This is a genomic window from Photobacterium atrarenae (genome assembly GCF_024380015.1).
Classification (GTDB): domain Bacteria; phylum Pseudomonadota; class Gammaproteobacteria; order Enterobacterales; family Vibrionaceae; genus Photobacterium; species Photobacterium atrarenae.
The window spans coordinates 2,433,287-2,456,592 of the sequence record NZ_CP101508.1; the positions used below are offsets into that span (position 1 = coordinate 2,433,287).

Below are 23,306 nucleotides of genomic sequence, written 5' to 3' on the forward strand. Positions count from 1 at the left end.
CGACACAGCGCCAAAAAGCGAGGTTTACTCTTTTTCCTGGCCGTTGTCAGCCTGAGGTTCGCTGACTTCGCTCTCTTCTTCAACTACAGCAGCTTGCGCTTCAGGTTGAACAACCGGCACGACCATTGGCGATGGGGCTTGGGTCATTTTCGCAACCAAACCACCGATGCGCTGGCGCATTTCACGGCGATCGACAATCATGTCTATTGCACCATGCTCGAGCAGGAACTCACTGCGCTGGAAGCCTTCCGGGAGTTTTTCACGCACGGTTTGCTCAATGACCCGCTGACCGGCAAATCCAATCAGGGCCTTCGGCTCACCGATGTTGATATCCCCCAGCATGGCCAGGCTGGCAGACACACCACCCATAGTCGGATCTGTCAGCACCGAGATAAACGGCAGACCTTTGGCCGACAGACGCTCCAGTGCCGCACTGGTTTTCGCCATTTGCATCAGCGACATCAGCGCTTCCTGCATCCGGGCGCCACCACTGGCAGAGAAACAAACCAGGGCACAGTTATTGGCAATGGCTTCATCCACCGCACGGACAAATTTAGCCCCGACGACAGAGCCCATCGAACCACCCATAAACGAGAACTCGAACGCACAGGCAACCAGCGGCTGTGACAGCAAAGTACCGCGCATCACGACCAGGGCATCTTTTTCACCGCTGCTTTTCTGTGCTGCAGAAATACGATCTTTATATTTTTTGGAATCACGGAATTTCAGCTTGTCTTGCGGCTCCATGTCACCCGCAATTTCGACCTGGTCTTCAGCATCCAGGAAGGCTTCCAGGCGACGACGCGCTTTCATGCGCATGTGGTGATCACACTTTGGACAGACTTCCAGATTACGTTCCAGTTCCGCGTGATAAAGCACTTGCTCACATGATGTACACTTGGTCCATACCCCTTCCGGGATCGACGCTTTGCGTGAGGAAACAATATTGCTTTTCGTGAGGATCTTTTCAAGCCAGCTCATGAATGACCTTTCATCTTTTTCATATCCCCGCTGATTTGCAGAGAATTACAAATTCGTTAAATTTTACCGAGGTGGAATTAAAGCACAAAGTTGTCTGACTGTAGATAAAAAACTGGTTGTACTAGTTGATATTAGGCGATTGCGCCTCATCTTGGCCCCGAGTTATCAGGGCCTGTTCCCAATCATCAGTCTGGCAGAAACAATGGTCCAACCGGCGCGTCCGGGATCCCGAATCCTTGCGGGTAATCCACTTCGACCAGATACAATCCCTCGGCTTTCGCCGTGGCACCGGCCAACGTCCGATCTTTCTGTGCTAACAGCCATTTGATCCATTCCGGCTTCTCTTCACCGCGACCCACTTTAATCAGGCTACCCGTGATATTTCGCACCATATGATGAACAAACGCATTCGCCTTGATATCAATCACCACATAGTGCCCCTGACGGGATACGTTCAGATGCATCAGATTACGCCAAGGGCTCCGGGATTGACAATAAACCGCGCGAAAGGATGTGAAGTCATTCTCACCGAGCAGGTACTGTCCGGCCTCTTGCATCTTTTCCACATCCAACTCGCCGTGATAATGGCTAACGCCATTTCCCAGAATCGCCGGTCGCAATGCATGATTATAGATGATGTAGCGATAACGGCGGGCTGTAGCGCTAAAACGGGCGTGAAAGTCCTCATTGACCTCAACGGCCCAACGCACCGCAATATCTTTCGGCAGATTGGCGTTGGCGCCCATGGTCCAGGCAACCATTTTACGCGCAACCTGAGTGTCGAAATGGACGACCTGGCCGGTCCCGTGAACGCCGGCATCCGTCCGACCGGCACATTGAACCTCAACCGGGTGATTCGCTATTTTACTGAGTGCTTTCTCAAGCCGCTCCTGAACACTGTCTACGTCACGCTGACGCTGCCAGCCATAATAGTTGGCCCCATCATACTCAATGCCTAAAGCTACGCGCATAATCTACTTCGTTCTTACAGTTTGTCGGCATCACGGGCCGGTTATTCAAGAAGCGGAATTATAGGGAAAAAGCGGACAGGTTTCGAGAGGGAATCATGGCAGGATATCGGGCCCTGCATTACAGGGCCCTTGTTTCGTGGTGTGTGATGACTTAGCGGCTGATTTTTTGCAACAAGGCTTGTGCTTCCTGCCGGCTCTGAACATCACCATTCCCGGCAATATCTTCCAACAGCCCCTGAGCGCCTTCGCGATCATTCATCTCCAGATACGCCTTGGCCAAATCCAGCTTACTGGCGTACTCACCCTGGCTATCAACGTCAACTTCGGCCACATCATTGAGAATATCCGGAAACTCATCCAGGCCTACGTTCAAATCCAGCGGCTGCTCTTCGATCTCTTCTGACGCTTCTTCAGCTTCCATATCTTTCATCAGCTCATCAATACTGATGTAAGCGGGAGCCGGCTCCGGCTCGGTCACCAATTCACTGCCGCCGGCTTCATCGGTTAACACTTCCGAATCCGCTTCCGCCAGCAGCATTTCCGGATCAAACGCCGCCACATCATCAATCATCATCTGTGGCTGTTCAGCCCAGTCTTCCGTTTCCAGCTCCGGCTCCGGATTGCTGGCGCGCCAGATCTCAGCATCTTCTTCCGGATATGCCTCCGATGCCAGGTTGTCATCATCCAATCCGGATGACCAAAGCTGATCCCGCTCCGCGTCCAGCTCGTCCAGCTCGTCCTGCTCGTCCTGCTCATCTGGCGCCGAGGCGCGATCAGCCTCTGGTGCCGGTTGCGATTCAGCAATTGATGACGCCGGCTCCGGTGTCTGGGCTGACGCTTCTTCCGCCAATTCTGATTCAGCCTGACTCGCAACATCAGCCACCGCCGCCTCTGCAGATGCCTGGGCTTCAGTCCGAGCCTCATCCTGCTCGGCCAGCAAGCTGTCCACCGTAGCAACATCCATCCCGGCAAAGCTGTCATCGGGGTCACTCAACAGCGCGTCCATGTCCAGGCCGGCCGTATCGACCAGCTCGTCATCAAACATATCAGCCGGTGGCTGACTGTGGTATTGCGGTGTTTGTTGCCTTGGCTGCGGCGCGGGTTCAGGCGCAGTTTCAACATCAGATGCTTCCACGCCCGGCGCATACTGATCCAACTCCATTTGCTCATCAAAAGACGCCTGCAACGCATCATCTTCGCTGAACTCCGCAATACTCGCCGGATCAATAGTTTCGAACTCAATGTTCTGCACGCCGTGAATCGAGTGTTGCGGCTGTGGTGAAACCTCTTCCTGCGCAACTTGCGGCGCTGGCGTTTGTTCCAGCTCCGGCTCAACGACTGGCGCCGATGTTTCGTTCAGTTCCTGTTCCGGCGCATGTGCTGGCTCTTGCTCTGGTTCCAACTCAGCCTGATCTGGTATTGACTCAACAGAAGGCGCTGCATCTGGTTCAGGCGCATCGAACGCATCCAGCCCTAACTCGGGATCGTTCTCAAGCTCCGGCTCAGCTTCTTGTACCGGTGTTTCATCGGCAAACGCTTCGGCCAGCGCAGCGTCTTCATCAAACTCCGGCAGATCTTCCAGATTGAGCGGTGCGTCAGCTTCCGGCTCTTCAGGCGACGCCAAGCTCAGTTCCGGCGCTGCATCTGATTCAGGTTCATCGAACGCATCCAGTCCTAACTCGGGATCGTTCTCAAGCTCCGGCTCAGCTTCTTGGGTCGGTGCTTCATCAGCAAACGTCTCGGCCAGCGCAGCGTCTTCATCAAATTCCGGCAGATCTTCCAGATTGAGCGGTGCGTCAGCTTCCGGCTCTTCAGGCGACGCCAAGCTCAGTTCCGGCGCTGCATCTGATTCAGGTTCATCGAACGCATCCAGTCCTAACTCGGGATCGTTCTCAAGCTCCGGCTCAGCTTCTTGGGTCGGTGCTTCATCAGCAAACGTCTCGGCCAGCGCAGCGTCTTCATCGAACTCCGGCAGATCTTCCAGATTGAGCGGTGCGTCAGCTTCCGGCTCTTCAGGCGACGCCAAGCTCAGTTCCGGCGCTGCATCTGATTCAGGTTTATCGAACGCATCCAGTCCTAACTCGGGATCGTTCTCAAGCTCCGGCTCAACTTCTTGCGCCGGTGTTTCATCAGCAAACGCTTCGGCCAGCGCCACGTCTTCGTCAAACTCCGGCTCATTGACCAATTCCTGGACATCAGCCAGTAAGGCATCAATATCATCTGCTGGTACGTCGGCCGTTGTTTCAGTCGGTTGCTCATTGAGCGCATCATTCAAGGCATCAGCAAAATCGCTCTCATCGGCAGCTACGAAGTCGGCATCCTGCGATGCATCATCTGAAGGTGCTGTCGATTGCGCTTCAGTTGGCTCAAACTCTGGGTCATCAAATAGCGACACGTCTGCTTCAGTCTCAGCCGGTGTGGCTGGTTCGGCCTGCGAAGGCTTTGCTGTCGACGCATCAGAGCTGTCAAATTCATCAACTGACAGCTCACCAGCGGCCTCGCTCGTTGACATTGATGCCGGGTGTTGCTGTTGCTCCAGAATATCATCAAGCAGATCGGTGCTGTTTTCATCGATGACGACATCATCGAGGTTCAACGCTGGCTCATCTTCGACGTCTAAATCAGCAACACCAACATTGCTGTCTTCCTCGTCGGCAACCAATTCATCCAGTAAGGCTGTACTGTTTTCATCGAGCGTAATATCAGCCCGATTCAACGGATCGTCTTCATCCCCAATGAGCTCATCAAGCAACGCGGTGCTGTTTTCTTCCAGCTCAATCTCAGGGGCGCTGATCGCCTCGTCTTCAACCAGCTCGTCCAGCAACGCGGTACTGTTTTCATCAAACAACGCGTCTGCATCTGCCAACGCCTGATCAACCGCTGCCTGCTGTGCTTGCTCCTCCGGGGCATCCGCTTCGACCGCGGCCGGGGAAGGCTCCTCCGCCAAGCCGACAGAATTAAATAAGGCGTCCAGCTCATCCTGATCAGCAACCTGACTGCGCTCAGGCTCCGCAGCAGCTGCCGGCTCAAGCTCTGCCGGTGCCGCCTCTGGCGCTGAAGGCTCCTCAGCTAGGTCACCCGCTTCACTCAGCAAGTCATCCAGAATCGACTGATCCAGCAACCCATCCTCAATATCCTGCTCTGAATCCACTGCCGAGTCGGCATCCGCCAGGTCAAAACTGTCGTTGTCATCATCATCGCCCTGGAGCGATTGCTCCCACATCGCGGCCAGCGCTTCATCCGAGCTTGGTTCTGAGGACTGCTCAATTTCATCCAGCGCGCGCTCCATATCCTGGAGCCCGATTGCTTCTTCATCCCCTTTCACCGATATGCTACTCGGCGTCAGGCCACTTTCAATCTCAAAATCATCATGACCACCGGCAGACAAATCAAGCAGGTCATCAGACTCTGCAGGCTTATCGCCATCATGCTCCGGACCAAACAGGCTGGTTTCCGGATCATCAAACAGGGAGTCATCGTCAACGGCAAACAAATCATCTGCGTCTGACTTTTCACCGTCCAGGGCGGCAATCGCATCCGGCTCACCTTCCGATGGTGCCGGGATTGCCGGATCCTGCGCTTGCGGACTATCCAGCGCTTTCACTTCATCATCGTCTTCCTTACGGCGCATCATGAAGAAAGCAATCGCACCGGCGATTAAGGCGCCCGGAACAAAAGCCGCAGCCGCCAAAGCCCATGGGTTGGCCACCAAATCATCCACCCAGGATGTTTCAGCCACCGCAGGCTCAACCGGCTGTGATTTCTGATGCTGAATGAAATCCAGGATTTCTTTACGGAGTCGCTCGTCGTTGGTGATCTGATCTTTCAGCGCGCTCACCTCATGCTGCATTTCAGCCAGGCGAACACGGAGTAAGTGATTGCTTTCAACCAGCTTGGTCATCTGTACATCGGATGCGTCCAACTGCGTCTGCAACGCGGTTGGCTTTGCCGGGATCCCACCTTTATCTGCGCTCACCTCACCGGCTGTTTCACTGGCTGCAGGTGCTGACGCTGTGGCTGGTTTCGGAGATGCCTGGATTTGCTGCTCGTCAATCGCAACTTGGGGTTTCGGCTGTGCTGTAGCGACCACCGTGGGTGCCGGTGAAGCGGCCCTTGAAGCCGGCGAACTTGGCGGCACGGACTGACGAACCTGGCGGCGCTGATCAGCTTCCAGGCGACGGCGGACGCTGTCTACATCTTCCCGACGGATCTGAGCCAACGTCGGCATGGTCAACACACTACCCGGGATCAGGCCGTGAATATTATTCTGCTCAAATGCCATGGGATTGGCACGATGGATCGCGCCAATGACCTGATAGACAGACACCTGGTTATTCGGACGGTAACGAGAAGCAATCGACCAAAGGGTTTCACTATTCCCGGTCGGACCGTAGCGATTGATTGTATTCTGGCTCGAAGAAAAAGATTGAGCAGGCTCAGACTGAACAGTTCGCACGTCATCTTCAGATGGGCCGACAATACGCACCGTATTGGCCTGCACGGGGATCTGGAAGGCGGCACCGGCGATAATGACCGGTAATATAAAGCGTTTTATCATAGTCGATAAGTCAGACACTGCCTGCTGTCCTCTCTGGCAGAGATGAGAAATTAGTTTCGAGTATCGAGTGAGTTGAATCGAGCTTCGAAGTTATGGCGCTAAGCATAATGAATCTATCGGCCATTCATCAAGACTCTTGAACGGTAAATGAGGGATGCTGCCTAATTCCAACGACGGGGCCGTTTGAATATTCAGGCGTCTGGCAAAAAACAAATACGGCCGATTCCGTCGACAGACAGAATCGGCCGCCATGGCGTCAATTACAGGTATTCTGCAATCAGCGTTTCGGCAATCTGCACACTGTTGGTCGCTGCGCCCTTGCGAACATTATCGGCCACAACCCACATGTTCAGACCACACGGGTGACTGATATCTTCACGGATCCGCGCGACCATCACGTGATCTTTCCCGGTGCCGTCTCCAACCTGGGTCGGATAATCGTTGCCATGGAAGACTTCTACGCCTTCGGCATTTTCCAGTAAGCTGATCGCTTCTTCGACATGCACCGGCTGACAGGTTTCCACATGAACCGCTTCGGCGTGACCATAAAAGACAGGCACCCGAACACAGGTCGGATTCACCCGGATATTGTCGTCGCCAAGGATTTTCTGGGTTTCCCACACCATTTTCATTTCTTCTTTGGTGTAACCGTTGTCCATGAAGGCATCGATCTGCGGCAGGCAGTTAAACGCAATCTGCTTGTCATAGGCTTTATTTTCCGCCGGCATGCCATTCAGCAGCTTGGCTGTCTGCCCGGCCAGCTCATCGATCCCTTTTTTGCCGGAGCCGGAAACCGACTGATACGTCGCGACGTTAATCCGCTCAATGCCATAAGCATCATGGATCGGTTTCAGTGCCACCAGCATCTGAATGGTCGAGCAGTTCGGGTTGGCAATAATATTGCGGTTACGGTAATCCGCCAGCGCGTGCGGGTTGACTTCCGGCACCACCAACGGCACATCGTAGTCGTAACGGAACTGCGAGGTATTGTCGATCACCACCACACCGTAATCGGCTGCGATCGGCGCCCAGTGCGCAGATGTTTCAGCGCCGGCTGAGAACAGCGCCAACTGAACCTGTCCCCAGTCGAAATCGTCAACATTGGTCACCCGGACATTTTTACCTTTAAAACGCAGCGTTTTGCCTGCGCTTCGCTCAGAAGCCAGCAAGTAGAGATTGCGAACCGGAAAATCACGCGCTTCCAGTACTTCTACGATCGTTTCGCCCACGGCACCTGTTGCGCCCAGAACGGCAACATCAAATTCCTGACTCATGGCGTTTCCTCAACTGTAAAACCTAAATTAGCCAGCGACTCTAACCCAAAACCGGCCTTTCCGGCTACTGTAATCGCACTGTATTCACGTCGATCCCAGTAATTTTTCCGCATTTGATCGAAGGCCGTCGCCATCCGGCTGGTATTTTCTCCCGCGGCAATCATTTCACGGCGGAATAACCCATCATCCTTACGCACATCATAGACCAGCTGGATCAGGCTAAACAGGGTATCTTCCTGCCAGGCACGGCTAAGGGTTACCCCCGGCAAAGGCGCTTCCGGCAGCAGACTTGCCGCTGAGACCTGTTGTTCCCGGCCCAGGAACTCGCAATAGCGATTAAATACCATCGTTGTGCCTCGTGCCTTGCCCTCAAGGCCGTAGCCAGCCACATGCGGTGTCGCAAATGCCAGCAACGGCAGCAGCTCAAGATCCACCAGCGGCTCATGCTCAAACACGTCCAGTACCGCAGTCAACGCTTTCCCTTCACCGCTTAAAGCTTGCTGCAACGCCGCTTTCAACGCACTGTTATCCACCACAGGTCCCCGGGCTGCATTGATCAACATCGCCCCGGGTTTCAGCTGTTGCAAGAATGCTTCATCCACCAGGTGATAAGTCGGGTAGGCACCGTCACGGGTGAGCGGCGTATGCATGGTGATCACATCACAGTGCTGTTGTAGCACTTCCAGTGAGTGAAACGTCCGGCTGTCGCCCTGCTCTGCTTTCAGTGGGTCATTAAGCATGTAGCGGATCCCGAGTGCTTCCAGGCACTTCGCCAGATAGCTACCAACATTGCCCGCACCGATAATGCCCACGGTCTTGTCAAAGATTGAAAAGCCCTGCTGCTGACCCAGCACCATCAGGCTGCTCAGAACATACTCGGCGACGCCGACCTTGTTGCAGCCCGGTGCTGCGGTGAACGTGATCCCCTTTTCCGCCAACAGTGCCTGATCGACGTGATCCTGCCCGGCCGTTGCCGTGCCGACAAAGCGCAGTCGATTGGCCTTCGTCAGCAAATCAGCATTCACTTTGGTGACCGAGCGGATCATCAACGCATCGATATCAATTAAATCATCGGCAGTCAGTGTGCGGCCGGGTTTCGCCACCACCTCGCCGAGCTGGCTAAACAGATCATGCGCATAAGGCATATTTTCATCAATGAGGATTTTCATGGGTCCGTTTCCTGTAGCATCGCAGCGAAAGTTAGCGGCACGGCTGCAATAAGAATAAAAGTGTCAAAATAGTATTGAGTTGGCCGGGAAAGTACAAGCCTGGAAAGGCCAGGATACTGACGGTGTTGAAGCAGTTGAGCGCGCTGCTTTTTTAGCTGCTCACCCAGACATAAAAACCGGCATAAAAAAACCCGGCATCAAGCCGGGCAAAAAAATCCAGGATAAAAAACACCTGTTCGTGCGATAGACAGCTCCCGCAAAAGAAAATACTATTCACACCAACAAATGCCGCGTCTGTTTTCGGCACTGGCTAACAAGGCCGGTCTTGGAAGTCTCTGCAAAGCCATCTCAGAGCTGCCCATTAGCCAGTGCCACTCCCGGAAAAATGACAAAAGTCATGTGCAGAGGCGAGATCCTGCTGTCGAGCGCCGGGAATACCTTCCCTGCCATATAACCTCGTATAAAACCTCATAACCCCGCCTCTGGTATTTCTCACTGAGTGATGCGAATTAACCTTCGTATTTCTTGATCACCAGCGTTGCGTTGGTGCCACCGAAACCAAAGCTGTTCGACATCACCGTCTTCAGTTGCTGCTCACGGGCTTGGGTCACAATATCCAGCCCTTCCGCCGCCGGGTCCAGATTATCAACGTTGATGCTTGGGGCAACAAAACCATGCTCCAGCATCAGGGTTGAGTAAATGGCCTCGTGCACACCCGCAGCACCCAGCGCATGGCCCGTCATCGCCTTGGTGGCAGAAATAGCCGGACTATTCTCCCCGAAAATTTCCTGGATCGCGCCCAGCTCTTTCACATCACCAACCGGCGTTGAAGTGCCGTGGGTGTTGATGTAATCAATCGGCGCATCCAGATCCTGCATTGCCATCTTCATACAACGCACCGCACCTTCGCCTGATGGTGCAACCATGTCGTAGCCATCGGAGGTCGCGCCGTAGCCGACGATTTCACCGTAAATTTTCGCCCCACGGGCCAGTGCATGCTCCAGCTCTTCCACCACCAGCATGCCGCCGCCACCGGAAATCACGAAGCCGTCACGATCAGCATCGTAAGTCCGGGATGCTTTCGACGGGTCGTCGTTGTACTTGGTCGAGAGCGCGCCCATGGCATCGAACATCATCGTCAGGGTCCAGTCCAGCTCTTCACCACCACCGGCGAAAACAACGTCTTGCTTGCCCAGCTGGATCAGCTCCAGCGCGTGACCGATACAGTGTGCAGACGTCGCACAGGCAGAACTCATGGTGTAGTTCACGCCACGGATCTTGAAGGGTGTCGCCAGACAGGCTGACACAGTTGAAGACATGGTACGCGGCACCATATAAGGACCAACACGCTTCACGCCTTTCTCTCGCAGGATATCGACCGCTGCGATCTGGTTTTGCGAGGATGCACCGCCCGAACCTGCGACCAGGCCGGTACGATCATTGGAAATTTGTTCTTCAGTAAGACCGGCGTCTTCAATTGCCTGCTCCATAGACAAATACGCAAAGGCTGCGGCATCGCCCATGAAACGCATTTTTTTACGGTCGATATGCTCAGACGGGTTCATTTTTAAATCGCCCCAAACATTGCTGCGCAGCTTCATTTCTGCAAACTGTTCGGAGAAATTAATACCGGATTTACCGGCTTTCAGAGATTCCAGCACCTCTTTCACATTGTTACCGATGCTGGATACAATACCCATGCCTGTAATTACGGCTCGTTTCATGATGAATTCCTACTGTCATTTAACGGTGCTGATCATAACGGGTTTATCCCGAGAAAGTGGTCAGCTTTCCCGGCAATCGGTACAATCAACACCAAGATCTTCGGTTTGAACGGTCATTGCCCACTTATCAATCGCTTAACAAGTGTTCAGGCGCAATGACCGACTATTGTTACAGCACTACATGAGGTTTCCCCTTGCCCGAGCAGTCTCCCCATCGTATTGAAAATGCCATTCTTGACTGGAATGCGTCCGGTACCCCGGTCTCCAGCGACTTTGACGATGTTTATTTCTCAAACGCCAATGGCTTAGAAGAAACACGCTATGTTTTTCTTCACCAGAACGGACTCCCGCAACGCTGGGAAACCTTTGATCGCCGCCGGTTCGTGATTGCCGAGACCGGCTTTGGCACCGGCCTCAACTTCCTGGCCGTATGGCAATGGTTCAAAGCCTTCCGAAAAGCCAACCCGGACGCGGCCACCAAAGCGCTGCATTTCATCAGCTTTGAGAAATTCCCGGTCACCCGTGACGATTTAATCAAAGCCCATGCCGCCTGGCCGGAGCTGGCTGATTTGGCCGAGCAGTTCCATGCCCACTACCCGCCAGCCGTGGCGGACTGTCATCGCATTGTGCTGGAAGATGGTCTGATCACCTTAGACCTCTGGTTCGGCGACATTCAAGACTGTATGCCACAAGTATGGACCAATGATGATGGGATCGTGGATGCCTGGTTTTTAGATGGGTTTGCCCCGAGTAAAAACCCGGACATGTGGCGTCAGGAACTGTTTGACGGCATGGCCAAACTGGCGCGGGAAGGCTGCACCACGGCAACCTTCACCGCGGCCGGCTTTGTTCGCCGCGGCCTGATTGAGGCCGGTTTTGACATGAAGAAGGTGAAAGGGTTCGGCACCAAGCGGGACATGCTGGCCGGGACCATGACCCAACGCCGATACAAAGCCAGCTTCAAGCCCTGGTATGCCCGCCGTACCTCCAGCCAGCCGCAAGAGGTGGCTATCATTGGGGGCGGCATTGCTTCCGCAACCACAGCATTGGCACTGACCCGGCGAGGCGTGAATGTGACACTCTACTGTGCCGACCCGCAGCCGGCTGAAGGCGCTTCCGGCAACCGCCAGGGTGCGGTTTACCCACTGCTGAACGGCTCCAACGATGCCCTGTCGCGCTTTTTTGCCCCGGCGTTTTTGTATGCCCGGCAGTTTGTCGAACAAGCGGCGCAGCATAAAACCTTTGCCCATGACTGGTGCGGCGTGACGCAACTGGCCTGGGATGACAATGCACAAAAGAAACTCGGGAAAATGCTCGAAGGCGGCTTTCCGGACACGCTGATCCGTGCTTTCGATGAAGCTCAAACCCAAGCCGTCACCGGTGTCGAAACCGGCCACAGCAGTGTAAACTATCCGTTGGGCGGCTGGCTGTGTCCACAGGCGCTGACCCGGGCATTGATTGAGCTGGCGAGTGAAACAGGCCACCTGACCCTCAGCGCCAACACGGAAATTCGCCGGCTGGAATATAACGCTGATGAAACTGATGCTGACATCAAAGATGCCGCCAACGGCAAATCCTGGACCCTGATAACAGATGCTCACCGTTTTCACCATGATACGGTGATCATCGCTAACGGCCACCGCTTCGACACCTTTGAGCAAGTAAAGAACATTCCAGCCTATTCAGTACGCGGCCAGGTCAGCCATATCCCAACCAACCCTGACCTTTCAGCGCTGAAAACAGTCCTGTGTTATGACGGCTACCTGACCCCGGCAAATCCACAGAGCCAAAGCCACTGTATCGGCGCCAGCTATCGCCGGGGGAGCACGGACCTGAGCTTCTGCATGTCAGAGCATGCGGACAACAAACAACGTCTGGTCAACTGCCTGCCGGATGTTGAATGGCCGCAAACTATCGATATGGACGACAACCAAGCCCGGGCTGCTGTGCGCTGTGCCAGTCGGGACCATTTGCCGTTCGTCGGGGATGTCTGCCAGTACGAGCCACTACTCGCGCAATATGCAGATCTGAAAACCCAACAGGACACTGCAGCGCCGGTGCCGGTTTACCCGAATCTATATACCATGATTGGTCTGGGCTCTCGGGGCCTCAGCTCAGCACCACTGCTGGGTGAGTTACTCGCCTCGCAAATCTGCGGTGATCCTCTGCCACTGCCAAACAGCGTACTGGATGCGCTCCATCCGGGCCGGATGTGGGTAAGAAAGCTGGTGAAAGGGAAGAAAGTATAACTACGAGCAAAGACGCACCTGAAATGGTGAGCTTCCACTCATCACTTCAGGTGTCGTATTGAATGTGCCGCTCGGTCTCTATTCAGCCTGGGCTGTGACCGGTGGCGCCGGATCATCACCACCACCGGTATCCGAAACGGCGACTCCCACAACCAAAGCCGCCACACCAACCGCCAGCACCGTTGCGGTGATCCCGCCGGCAGAGGCAGCCATCGCCGTATCAATCCCTGCCGCCTTTCCGGTTTTTCCGGCTTGGTTTGCAGCCGTAGATGTTGAATTCGAAGCAGATGATTTCTGCACCGTTGTTTGTAGGGCCGACGGTTGTTGCGCCACAGAAGACTGCGTTGTGGGACTGTTGGCGGCACATGCAGACAGACTTGTCATTCCGGCAAAAAGTCCGGCGCAAAAAAGTGCAAGTGTTGTTCTTTTCATATCATTCCCCGAACCGCAAACACGAGCGAATATTACTGATATGTGTATAAGTATAGGCCAGCTTGTCAGAGCGAAAAGTATGGTCTGGGAAAGGATGCTTCGTATCTTAGAAGTGAGAATGCAATACTAAGCAGGTCTCGCAGATGAAGCGAAAAAGTGATGGCGACTCAATAAATTAAGGGGCACCCATTGGGCCCCCTTTGCAATTTGTGTACTCATGCTGCATCAGAAATACTGGTAACAGCCTTAATCAGAGCCAAACAGATCGCGGGTATACACTTTATCTGCCACATCAGCCAGCTCAGCCGCCATGCGGTTGGAGACAATCACATCAGATTCTTGCTTGAAGGCTTCAAGATCTGTCATGACACGGGAGTTAAAAAATTCCGGCTCCTTCAGGACCGGCTCATACACCACGACTTCAATCCCTTTCGCTTTCAGCCGTTTCATGATGCCCTGAATGGATGAAGCACGGAAGTTATCCGAGCCACTCTTCATGATCAGGCGGTAAATCCCCACCACTTTCGGCTTACGGCTCAAAATTGACTCAGCGACAAAGTCTTTCCGGGTCCGGTTTGCTTCCACAATCGCGCCGATAATGTTATTCGGCACATCCTGATAGTTGGCCAGCAATTGCTTGGTATCTTTTGGCAGACAATAACCACCGTAACCGAACGATGGGTTGTTGTAGTGTGAGCCAATGCGCGGGTCCAGCCCGACCCCTTCAATGATCTGGCGGGTATCCAAACCATGGGCTTCGGCGTAAGAGTCCAGCTCATTGAAGTATGCCACACGCATCGCCAGATACGTATTGGAGAACAGTTTCACCGCTTCCGCTTCTGTCGAGTCAGTGAAAAGGACGGTAATGTCTTCTTTTACTGCGCCCTGAACCAGCAACTGGGCAAACTTCTCTGCGCGCTCAGAACGCTCACCAATAATGATTCGGGACGGGTGCAGGTTATCGTAAAGCGCACGGCCTTCCCGCAGGAATTCCGGTGAGAAAATCAGGTTATCGCAACCCAGTTCTTCTTTAATCCGTTGGGTATAGCCCACCGGCACGGTGGACTTGATCACCATCACCGCATTCTGGTTGATCGCCATCACATCACGAATCACCGCTTCAACAGACGAGGTATTAAAGTAATTCGAGACCGGATCATAATCTGTTGGCGTTGCAATCACCACAAACTCGGCACCCTGATAAGCCTGTTGCTTGTCAGTTGTCGCTGTCAAATTCAGATCGACGCTTACCAGATACTCGCTGATCTCTTTATCTTCAATCGGCGACAGCCGCTGATTGATTAAATCAACTTTCTCCTGCACGATATCCAGCGCCACAACTTCGTTATACTGTGCCAGCAGCACCGCATTTGACAGGCCAACATAGCCTGTTCCTGCAACAGTAACCTTCATTACCTAACCTCTATTCACTGAAAGCATCAACTGACAAACATTGACACCATATCCATTTTGCGTGAAATACTACCCCAGATGATGGTCTCAAGGTAACCCTATCACTGGAACAATATTCAATTATCTTGATATAACAGCGACATTTGGCTCAACTTCAAGTTTTAAGTGCTGTGACAATGACTTCACAATTGGGAACAACTGCTCTCAGTTGTTCAGCCAGTGTCTGTTGCGCAGCCGGCTCACCATGAACCAAACGGATTTGCTGTGGCCCCTGCTCGATACCGGTCACAAACTGGATTAAATCGTGCTGATCTGCATGGGCTGAATACCCGGACATGGTATGAATCGCCGCCTTGACCGGCACCAGCTGTTGCTCAATTTCAACCTGTTCAGGTTGCGATAGCAACTGGCGACCTAAAGTCCCTTGTGCCTGATAACCCACCAGAATCACATCGGTTCTGGAGTCCGGCAATAAAGCAGACAGATAATTCATAATCCGGCCGCCACTACACATGCCACTGGCCGCCACGACAATTGCCGGCTCACCGGTCGCTTTCAATCGATTGACCAGCGCCAGATGATCAGCATGCTGGGTGATCGTAATACACTGCTCAAAAGATAGCGGATGCCGGCCACCAAAAACCCGCTGCTTGGCTTCTTTCGCCCATAGCTTTTGAAAATTCAGATATTGCTCAGTCACCCGGGCTGCGAGCGGAGAATCAAGGATAATCGGGATCTCAGACCATGTCGCCAGCTTGGACGGATAACCGAATTCTGAATGGAGAGACTTCTGCAATACATTCTCAAGGTCAAACAGCACTTCCTGAGTCCGACCGACCGAGAAAGCCGGGATTAAGATCGCCCCGCCATCCTGCAGCGAGCGATCAATGATCTCAGATAGCTCATCTTCCCGCTGCTGCAGCGCACTGTGGTGCTGGTCGCCATAAGTACTTTCCAACACCAGGGTATCTGCGCGAACCGGGGATACCGGATCAACATGCAACGGGGTATGGCTCGGGCCGAGATCGCCAGAAAATACAACCGTATGGCCATCCGGTAGCACAATCTCAATATATGCCGAACCTAGGATATGCCCTGCGGGCCGAAAACAAAATTGAATCAACTCACCATCAGGCCAAACAAGATCGACCCGACAGCCAAAGGGAATAGGTTTCAACAAGGACTTGATCACTCGGGTAAACTGATCACATTGCTGTTGGTTCAAGCCCAGGCTGATCTTCAGGCCATCTTCCAGCATTAGTGGTAATAAAGCGGCGGTCGCTTCTGTTGCATAGATCGGCCCACGAAACCCGGCCGCCAGCAACCAGGGCAAACGACCGACATGATCAATATGGCAGTGAGTCAGCAGTAATGCACGGATATGGTGGATGGGAAAATCAATCTCATGACGAGCACGCGCTTCGCTTCCCTGAAACATGCCACAGTCTACCAGTAAGCTGTGCTGGCCCAAGCAAAGCTCATGGCATGAGCCTGTAACCCCCGTCCGCGCACCGTGATGTATGATCTCCACCATTTATCCCCTTCCCCTAATCCTGAAAAGAAATCATCTCAAAAACAGCAAGATAAAAAACAGCTGTATTCGATTGTCTAGAAAGAAGTCACGGTAAAGCGTGCTGACAGATATAATGATTACCTAAAATGATTCGTCGCCTTCATTGCACTTTTTTATAAAACGTATTCTGATTTTGACAGCATCAGGACAAAGTCACTACACTCAAAAGACATTCAGTTTTCTTAGCCAAACAAAAAATACTAGTCCTAATTTGACCAATTACACTAAAAAATGATCATTTTGTTATCTTGATTCACATTCTCGAACCGCAACAAAACAGATTGCATATGTAACTTTAATGTCACCGGATCTGGGTATAACATAACGACAAATTTTTGCTTACTTGAAAAGGCAGAATGATGGATATGGAACTCCCAATACTCTTTAGCTTCTCTCTGCTCAGCTTATTTGCGCTCAGAATCATCGCTAAAAAAATTCAACTGGTTGACATCCCCAGCGGCCGGAAACAACACCAAGGGATGATCCCGCTTGTCGGTGGGATTGCCATTTTCGGCTCAGTGCTAATTGGTATCCTGTTGTCATCCGAGATTAGCTCAGTACCGACGCTGTACCTCAGTTGCGCCGCTGTCTTGGTGCTAATGGGGGCGATCGATGACAAGTTTGATATCAGTGTAAAAAGTCGTCTCTTGACACAAATCCTGATGTCTGCCGTGATGATTGCCTTTGGCAACCTTCAGTTGGCAAATTTAGGCAACATCATCGGCTTTCATGAATTAGCCCTCTCCACACCACTCAGCTATCTGGTGACAATTTTCGCCATTATCGGTGCAATTAACGCCTTTAATATGGTTGATGGCATCGACGGTCTATTGGGCGGACTGGCAACTGTCTCATTTGCAGCTTTGGGATACTTGTTCTGGACCGGTGGCCAAATTGACTTGTACCAATTCTGCGTGATCTTTGTCGTTGCGACGATTCCCTATATCCTATTGAATTTAGGGCTGCCTTTCGGCCACCGCTTTAAAGTCTTTATGGGCGATGCCGGCAGTGTCTTGATTGGCTTTACAATTATCTGGCTCCTGGTCCAGGGAACGCAAGGGCATCAAACCTCATTCCGCCCGGTGACGGCCTTATGGCTGATAGCACTGCCCCTGATGGATATGGCAACCATCATGATTCGCCGCATCCAGAAAGGCCAGTCGCCGTTTAAGCCCGATCGCGAACACTTACACCATATCTGCCAACGTGTCGGCCTCTCGCCAAGAATGACGCTGCTGACCATCTGCACTATTGCCAGCTTATTTGCCTATGTCGGCGTGTTAAGCGAACAATATCAAATTCATGAAGCCATCATGTTCTTCAGCTTCTTGCTGACCTTCGCTCTCTATTATTTGATGATTGCTCACATCTGGCGTGTCACCACCTGGCTCAGGAAGCTGGCCAACACAACACAAAATCACAATAAAGTTCGTCTTATCAAACGTAGAATCAACACCTTACCGAACCAAAAGTAACGTCTACAGACTCCCGGCTGACAAAAAATGACGTTCGCCGGGAATTTTTCCCACTTGTTACAAAAACGTGCTCTAAATCAATCCCTTCCCCGAAAAATCAACTATACTCAAAACTATAGTCACTTTTCTAGCCTATCCGTTTCATATTCAAGGAGAAACCGACACCTTATCTTTAGACGACGCCCGTTCATTGCAAGGAGGATGTATGCATAAAGTTCAATTCGCAGCAAACCCAATCAACGCTGTTGTTCATGCAACAACACAAACCTGTTTTTTGTTCGCGTTACGACTCTCCTTGTTTTTTGACGAATTAGAACAATATGACCAAATGTCAAAGGCGATGCGGCGGGAAGATCGGTTGAAAGGGGTTTAATGAAGGGAACGGGAAATCGCCCAGTGTGGGTCATCTAGTCCAGATACAAAAATGCCCTGCTGCGCAATGACAACAGGGCTTTTTCTTCAATCGGCATTATTCCGCCAACGATAATTATTTTCTAAAGTATGTATCGCCTTTGCCCTGAGAGGGTTATACGATTATAAGCTTTCGCCACATCTCAGATGCAATATTAATCATAACCTAAAAATAAAGCAGGTTAACTACATCTGTTTAATAATAAATATATGATGTCTAAGACGTTTTTAAGAGTTAACCAGAGAGAAGCTTCCGTGGCATCCATACCTAAAACTCTTAAATTAATGTAAAAGCCTTAATAGTTTAAGGCTTCTACATAAATATTAGTGTATGATTTTTTTAGTTTCGTCTCTTAAAACCTTTTCATTCGCATGCCAAACCAAATCACCAATACCATCCGTTGGAGCAAACCCTGTTGGTGTATTAAGAAGAATATGACGAATAGTATCATGATCAAAACTATGACAAGCTTTATCTAAATTTCCTAAAACCTCTTTAAAGTCAGAGTATGGTAGAAAAGTTTCATTCGCAGTCATAATCCGCTCATGCGCAGTTCGATTTACATTATCGCCAATCAATAGCTCTTCAAATAACTTTTCACCTGGCCGAAGTCCAGAAAATTTAATTTCAATATCGCCATGCGGATTATCCTCAGATTTAACCTCAAGCCCTGATAGTTGAATCAAATTTTTAGCCAAATCGACAATCTTAACGGGCTCGCCCATATCAAGAACAAACACATCTCCACCCTTGCCCATAGCACCAGCTTGAATTACAAGCTGAGCAGCCTCAGGAATCGTCATAAAATAGCGTATAATCTCTGGGTGGGTTACTGTTACAGGCCCTCCTTCAGCAATTTGCTTTTTAAATAGCGGAATCACTGAACCGGAAGAACCCAGAACGTTACCAAAACGTACCATACAAAATCGGGTTCCATTATTTTCTGCAGCTAATGACTGCAGAGCCAACTCAGCCAAACGCTTAGTTGCTCCCATAATATTGGTAGGACGTACAGCTTTATCTGTTGAGATCAGGACAAAAGATTCAACACCAGACTCAATCGCAGCCATGGCCGTATAATAAGTACCGAACACATTATTTCTTACGCCTTCGACAACATTATACTCAACCAGTGGAACATGCTTATACGCTGCAGCATGATACAATGTTTGCACTTTAAAACTTTGCATCACTATAGCCAAGCGGTTTAGGCGTTGAACAGAGCCAAGTAAAGGAATAATTTCAGTTTGGAGTCCTTCCGTTTTTACGAAATCGGACAATTCCTTATCAATCTTGTACAGTCCAAATTCAGATAACTCAAATAACACCAACGATTTTGGTTTCTGCTGCACAATTTGACGGCATAACTCGGAACCAATGGAGCCTCCAGCACCAGTCACCATAACCACCTTGTCTTTTATGTTTGCAGCAAGCAAGTCCGGTTGTGGTTCAACAGAGTCTCGACCAAGTAAATCCTCAATCGGTACATCACGAAGCTGATCAATACTTGCTGAACCGTTAACAATATCAGCCAAATTAGGGATGGATAAGACCTCAACCGGTAGTTCAACTAGCGAATTAATGATTGCCTTTCGTTGAGAACGACTGGCACTCGGCATAGCTAACAAGATTGTTTTTGCACCAGTTTTCGAAAGTAACTGCTTAAGGCACTGAGGCTTATAAATTGCCAGTCCTTGAACAACGGTCTTCTGGAGCTTTTTATCGTCGTCAACAAAGGCGACAGGATGATATTCATCACCTTGGCGTAATAAGTTTACCAGCTGTCTGCCCGATGAACCTGCACCATAAATCAGTGCGCGCGGTTTTTTCCTTGTATTATGTTGAGAGACTAAAATACGGACAAGCAGCCTCGCACCACCACATAAAATAACCAAATATGTACCATAAATGATAGGTACTGAACGCGGGATAAATGCGTAAGAAAAATATGCAGACAATACTAATAATACTGCTGACACCGCAGAGCTAATAGTAATTGAGAGCAAAGCATGAACACTTAAATACCTCAGTATAGCTCGATAAAGACCTACTCTGGTGAAAAGGATCAAAGTCGAAACAACCAGGAGAGCCAGGACCTGCCAATATACGGCATCTGTGAATTCTTCAACGGTACCTAAGCGAGTCCAAAACGCCCCCCAAAATGCCATAGTGATAAAAAATGTATCAATAACAATACTAATTAATCGCTTATAAGAGCGAGGTATTGATAAAATGGAATCGAGAGGAGACATACAACCTCAGAAAATATTAAAAACTAAAAGAAAATATGTCTTACATCCTAAGGTGTAAGGCATATTGTAGATTCGCGATCGTTTAAGATACAATCCTTATCAAACAGTTATATCATCTTACTGAATACGATCACCAGAACCACTACCAGTTGCAGTCATGATAATATACTTAAAGTAATTTTTTACTGTTAGCGTTTTGATCATGTTTTGATCTGTTTTCGCTAGCAATACCGGTGTTGACATGTCTATAGTATTTACTTGCGCTAGGCCGGTGATTCCCGGCAAAACATCATAAACTCCCCTGTTCTCACGTTCTTTGATGAGTTCATCCTGATTCAACAGATTTGGCCGTGGACCAACGAAGCTCATCTCCCCTTTCAAGACATTGATAAGCTGAGGTAACTCATCAATCTTTGACTTACGAAGAAAGCTCCCAAATCGAGTAATTGAGGCACTACTGGCAAGGTGGCTCGCTACCGATTTTGTTTCGACACTCATGGTACGAAACTTAATCAAAGTAAACGGTTCTTTATTTTTACCCACACGAGTTTGCATGAAGATCGGTGATCCCGTATCAAACAAACCGACAATAGTAACAATCAATAAAATAGGAAAAGTAAGTAGCAGGCCAACAAAAGCCAATACAACATCAAGAATCCTGATCATTTCGCACTCTTATTATCCAAAAAAGCATCAACGGTTAAGCTTATGCCTTCATCTACACTCTTTACAGGCGTCCAATCTAACAATTCCCTCGTCTTGGTAATATCTACAGACAATGAACCAGTTAAACGCTCGATCATACCCGTCTTGCCTAAAAGTTTACCAACTACCTGAAATAAGCGAACAGGGACTGGTATCATCCAGCCTCGCTTACCACAAGCTTTCGATATTTTTTTTACCATATCCGCTGTAGATAGGTTTGCATCGTCAGAAACTAAGAAAACCTGATTAGCAGCCTTCGGGTGATCAATACACGTTGTAATTAAATTGACCAGATTATAAACCGACACCATACTACGTTCATTTCGGTTAATACAAGCAAAAGGCAACGGTAAGCCTGTACAAGCCAACTTCATCAGCAAAGCAAAATTCGCTTTAACTCCAGGGCCATATATCAGAGGAGGTCGAATGATTACTACTTCAAGTCCGGTCTTTAGTGACAACTCTTGCAATTGCTCTTCTGCTTCAGACTTTGAGACTCCATAATCGTCCAGTGGTTTTTTAGGATCATCGGCAGTAAAAGGCTTTCCTAATTCTGTAGCTTCGCCATTTACTTTAATCGAGCTAACAAAAATAAAGCGTTTTACACCCGATTTTGCCGCCTGCTTCGCTAAATTAAGCGTCGCGGTCGTATTCATTGCCCGGTATAGAGAAAGAGGATCAGCTGCCGTTTCATCCATAACATGGGCTCTCGCAGCGCAATGTATTACAACATCAACACCATGAAAGTGTTCACCGGTCAACTGAGCATCACCGAAATCTGTATAAAAGAAGTCGCCTTTGTGTAAAGAGGGTTTTTTCCTACCAACGACTAAAGTATCTTCACCCAAAGCAGTTAGAAGATGCGACCCAACAAACCCTGTAGCGCCAGTTAAAAGAACACGCACTTACATCACCTTTTATTAATTTCATCAATTAGATGAGATACTGCTGACTGAACTGAAAAATGCTTATGGAGCACTTGGTGAGCGCTAGACCCTAAGTTTTGTCTTAAACTTTTATTTTTCAATAACATGATTGCCGCATTCAACAACGAGTCATCCTCACCATTTACATATGCAAAACCAGCGGACTCATCATTTATAAACTGAATCAGGTCATTACCAGGGTTAACACTACCTAAAATTGGTAGTGACTCGACCATGTAACCTAAAAGCTTTCCGGGAAAATTATGGGCTTTGTGGTTACGTGACAACGAAAACAGGCCAACATCAACCTGAGTCAATAGCTCACGATATTCGCTCTGAGAAACAGAGGGTAAAAACGTAAGATTATCAAGCCCCCACTCCTCTTTCTTACTAAGTACTAAGTCGACTTCATCACCTTGGCCTACAAAAAGAAAATGAGCCTCAGGGATAGCCTTCATCGACTGAGCCAAACGCAACAAGTTGCTCATATCTTGAGCATGACCAATATTACCCCCATAAAAGAAGATGATTTTATTCGATAAACCAAGTGATTCACGGATGTTTGAACCGACCAAATCTCTGCCTAACGGTTTAGTATCGGCCCAATTTCGCAAAATTTTCAGATTATTGTAGTCAGGATATAGTTCATTAAAATAATTTACATTTGCTTCTGACATTAGACCAATACAATCTGAATTATCATAATTAAGTTTTTCAAAGAATCTAAAGTAACGCGCGATTACTGAATCTTCTTTAATCATCCCCTCATCAATAACCCACTGAGGAAACATATCCCTTAAAATCAGATAACTATAGCAGTTACAACGATCTTTCAGCCTCTTAACAAGAGGGCCAAAGAAAATCGTCGGGGAATAATTAATACACGCATCAAACGGCCTTGATTCCACCTTTCTTTTTATGGCTCTCCACGCATTAAAAGAAAGCATCGTTTCATTAATTGCACGCTTAATTTTGCTTACGCCTCTGGTTTGGCCATTTTTAAATCGCCAGACTTCGACACCGTCAATATTATCTATAATCAATCGCGAGGGCTGGCTAGGTTCCCCTGGTGTTATAACAACGACTTCATGGCCTCTAGCAATGAATTCCAGTGCTAGTTCATGAAACATTTTTGCATGAACTAGCGTACTATCTGGCAAGTAGTCATCTGGTAGCAAAGCAATACGCATTA

Annotated in this window: 17 protein-coding genes; 4 read left to right on the forward strand and 13 right to left on the reverse strand. The window is 49.9% G+C overall.

What is annotated here, in order from left to right:
• Window positions 1-24: 24 nt before the first annotated feature.
• The 5 genes from accD to NNL38_RS11450 form a co-directional block, all read right to left on the reverse strand.
• Window positions 25-981, reverse strand: a complete 957-nt coding sequence (accD, locus tag NNL38_RS11430; protein ID WP_255388162.1) for an acetyl-CoA carboxylase, carboxyltransferase subunit beta — start codon at window positions 979-981, stop codon at window positions 25-27.
• A 185-nt stretch (window positions 982-1,166) separates the two neighbouring features.
• A complete protein-coding gene (gene truA / locus NNL38_RS11435) occupies window positions 1,167-1,952 on the reverse strand; it encodes a tRNA pseudouridine(38-40) synthase TruA (protein WP_255388163.1) in 786 nt (261 codons plus the stop codon).
• A 151-nt stretch (window positions 1,953-2,103) separates the two neighbouring features.
• Window positions 2,104-6,528 (reverse strand): FimV/HubP family polar landmark protein, encoded by a 4,425-nt coding sequence (locus tag NNL38_RS11440; protein WP_255388164.1) that lies wholly within the window; start codon window positions 6,526-6,528, stop codon window positions 2,104-2,106.
• Between the two features lie 242 nt (window positions 6,529-6,770).
• The gene (locus NNL38_RS11445; RefSeq protein ID WP_255388165.1) at window positions 6,771-7,784 is read right to left on the reverse strand and encodes an aspartate-semialdehyde dehydrogenase; all 1,014 of its coding nucleotides are present in this window, start codon (window positions 7,782-7,784) and stop codon (window positions 6,771-6,773) included.
• A complete protein-coding gene (locus NNL38_RS11450) occupies window positions 7,781-8,953 on the reverse strand; it encodes a 4-phosphoerythronate dehydrogenase (protein ID WP_255388166.1) in 1,173 nt (390 codons plus the stop codon). The genes NNL38_RS11445 and NNL38_RS11450 overlap by 4 nt, the downstream gene beginning before the upstream one ends.
• Window positions 8,954-9,032: 79 nt before the next feature.
• On the opposite strand from NNL38_RS11450, the gene NNL38_RS11455 reads away from it, so the two are divergent.
• Window positions 9,033-9,200, forward strand: a complete 168-nt coding sequence (locus NNL38_RS11455) for a hypothetical protein (protein WP_255388167.1) — start codon at window positions 9,033-9,035, stop codon at window positions 9,198-9,200.
• A 262-nt stretch (window positions 9,201-9,462) separates the two neighbouring features.
• On the opposite strand, the gene fabB is transcribed toward NNL38_RS11455, so the two are convergent.
• A complete protein-coding gene (gene fabB / locus NNL38_RS11460; protein WP_255388168.1) occupies window positions 9,463-10,677 on the reverse strand; it encodes a beta-ketoacyl-ACP synthase I in 1,215 nt (404 codons plus the stop codon).
• A gap of 194 nt (window positions 10,678-10,871) precedes the next feature.
• Here fabB and mnmC point away from each other — a divergent pair, with 194 nt between their 5' ends.
• On the forward strand, window positions 10,872-12,926 hold the full coding sequence (mnmC, locus tag NNL38_RS11465; protein WP_255388169.1) for a bifunctional tRNA (5-methylaminomethyl-2-thiouridine)(34)-methyltransferase MnmC2/FAD-dependent 5-carboxymethylaminomethyl-2-thiouridine(34) oxidoreductase MnmC1: 2,055 nt from the start codon (window positions 10,872-10,874) through the stop codon (window positions 12,924-12,926).
• A gap of 78 nt (window positions 12,927-13,004) precedes the next feature.
• On the opposite strand, the gene NNL38_RS11470 is transcribed toward mnmC, so the two are convergent.
• The 3 genes from NNL38_RS11470 to NNL38_RS11480 form a co-directional block, all read right to left on the reverse strand.
• Complete coding sequence (locus tag NNL38_RS11470) at window positions 13,005-13,358, reverse strand: hypothetical protein (RefSeq protein WP_255388170.1); 354 nt, start codon at window positions 13,356-13,358, stop codon at window positions 13,005-13,007.
• A 246-nt stretch (window positions 13,359-13,604) separates the two neighbouring features.
• Complete coding sequence (locus tag NNL38_RS11475) at window positions 13,605-14,771, reverse strand: nucleotide sugar dehydrogenase (protein WP_255388171.1); 1,167 nt, start codon at window positions 14,769-14,771, stop codon at window positions 13,605-13,607.
• 154 nt (window positions 14,772-14,925) lie between these two features.
• The gene (locus tag NNL38_RS11480; protein ID WP_255390626.1) at window positions 14,926-16,302 is read right to left on the reverse strand and encodes an MBL fold metallo-hydrolase RNA specificity domain-containing protein; all 1,377 of its coding nucleotides are present in this window, start codon (window positions 16,300-16,302) and stop codon (window positions 14,926-14,928) included.
• A 401-nt stretch (window positions 16,303-16,703) separates the two neighbouring features.
• On the opposite strand from NNL38_RS11480, the gene wecA reads away from it, so the two are divergent.
• Window positions 16,704-17,819, forward strand: a complete 1,116-nt coding sequence (gene wecA, locus NNL38_RS11485) for a UDP-N-acetylglucosamine--undecaprenyl-phosphate N-acetylglucosaminephosphotransferase (protein ID WP_439651391.1) — start codon at window positions 16,704-16,706, stop codon at window positions 17,817-17,819.
• A gap of 205 nt (window positions 17,820-18,024) precedes the next feature.
• On the forward strand, window positions 18,025-18,192 hold the full coding sequence (locus tag NNL38_RS11490) for a hypothetical protein (RefSeq protein WP_255388173.1): 168 nt from the start codon (window positions 18,025-18,027) through the stop codon (window positions 18,190-18,192).
• 362 nt (window positions 18,193-18,554) lie between these two features.
• Here the strand turns inward: NNL38_RS11490 and NNL38_RS11495 are convergent, their stop codons facing one another.
• From NNL38_RS11495 to NNL38_RS11510, 4 genes are all read right to left on the reverse strand, one after another.
• Window positions 18,555-20,483: a polysaccharide biosynthesis protein gene (locus NNL38_RS11495; RefSeq protein ID WP_255388174.1), complete on the reverse strand. Its 1,929-nt coding sequence runs from the start codon at window positions 20,481-20,483 to the stop codon at window positions 18,555-18,557.
• A gap of 117 nt (window positions 20,484-20,600) precedes the next feature.
• Window positions 20,601-21,149: a sugar transferase gene (locus NNL38_RS11500; RefSeq protein WP_255388175.1), complete on the reverse strand. Its 549-nt coding sequence runs from the start codon at window positions 21,147-21,149 to the stop codon at window positions 20,601-20,603.
• Window positions 21,146-22,093 carry a UDP-glucose 4-epimerase family protein gene (locus NNL38_RS11505; protein ID WP_255388176.1) on the reverse strand — a complete coding sequence of 316 codons (948 nt, stop codon included), beginning with the start codon at window positions 22,091-22,093 and terminating at the stop codon, window positions 21,146-21,148. Before NNL38_RS11505 ends, NNL38_RS11500 begins: the two co-directional genes overlap by 4 nt.
• A gap of 5 nt (window positions 22,094-22,098) precedes the next feature.
• Complete coding sequence (locus NNL38_RS11510; protein WP_255388177.1) at window positions 22,099-23,304, reverse strand: glycosyltransferase family 4 protein; 1,206 nt, start codon at window positions 23,302-23,304, stop codon at window positions 22,099-22,101.
• Window positions 23,305-23,306: the final 2 nt, after the last annotated feature.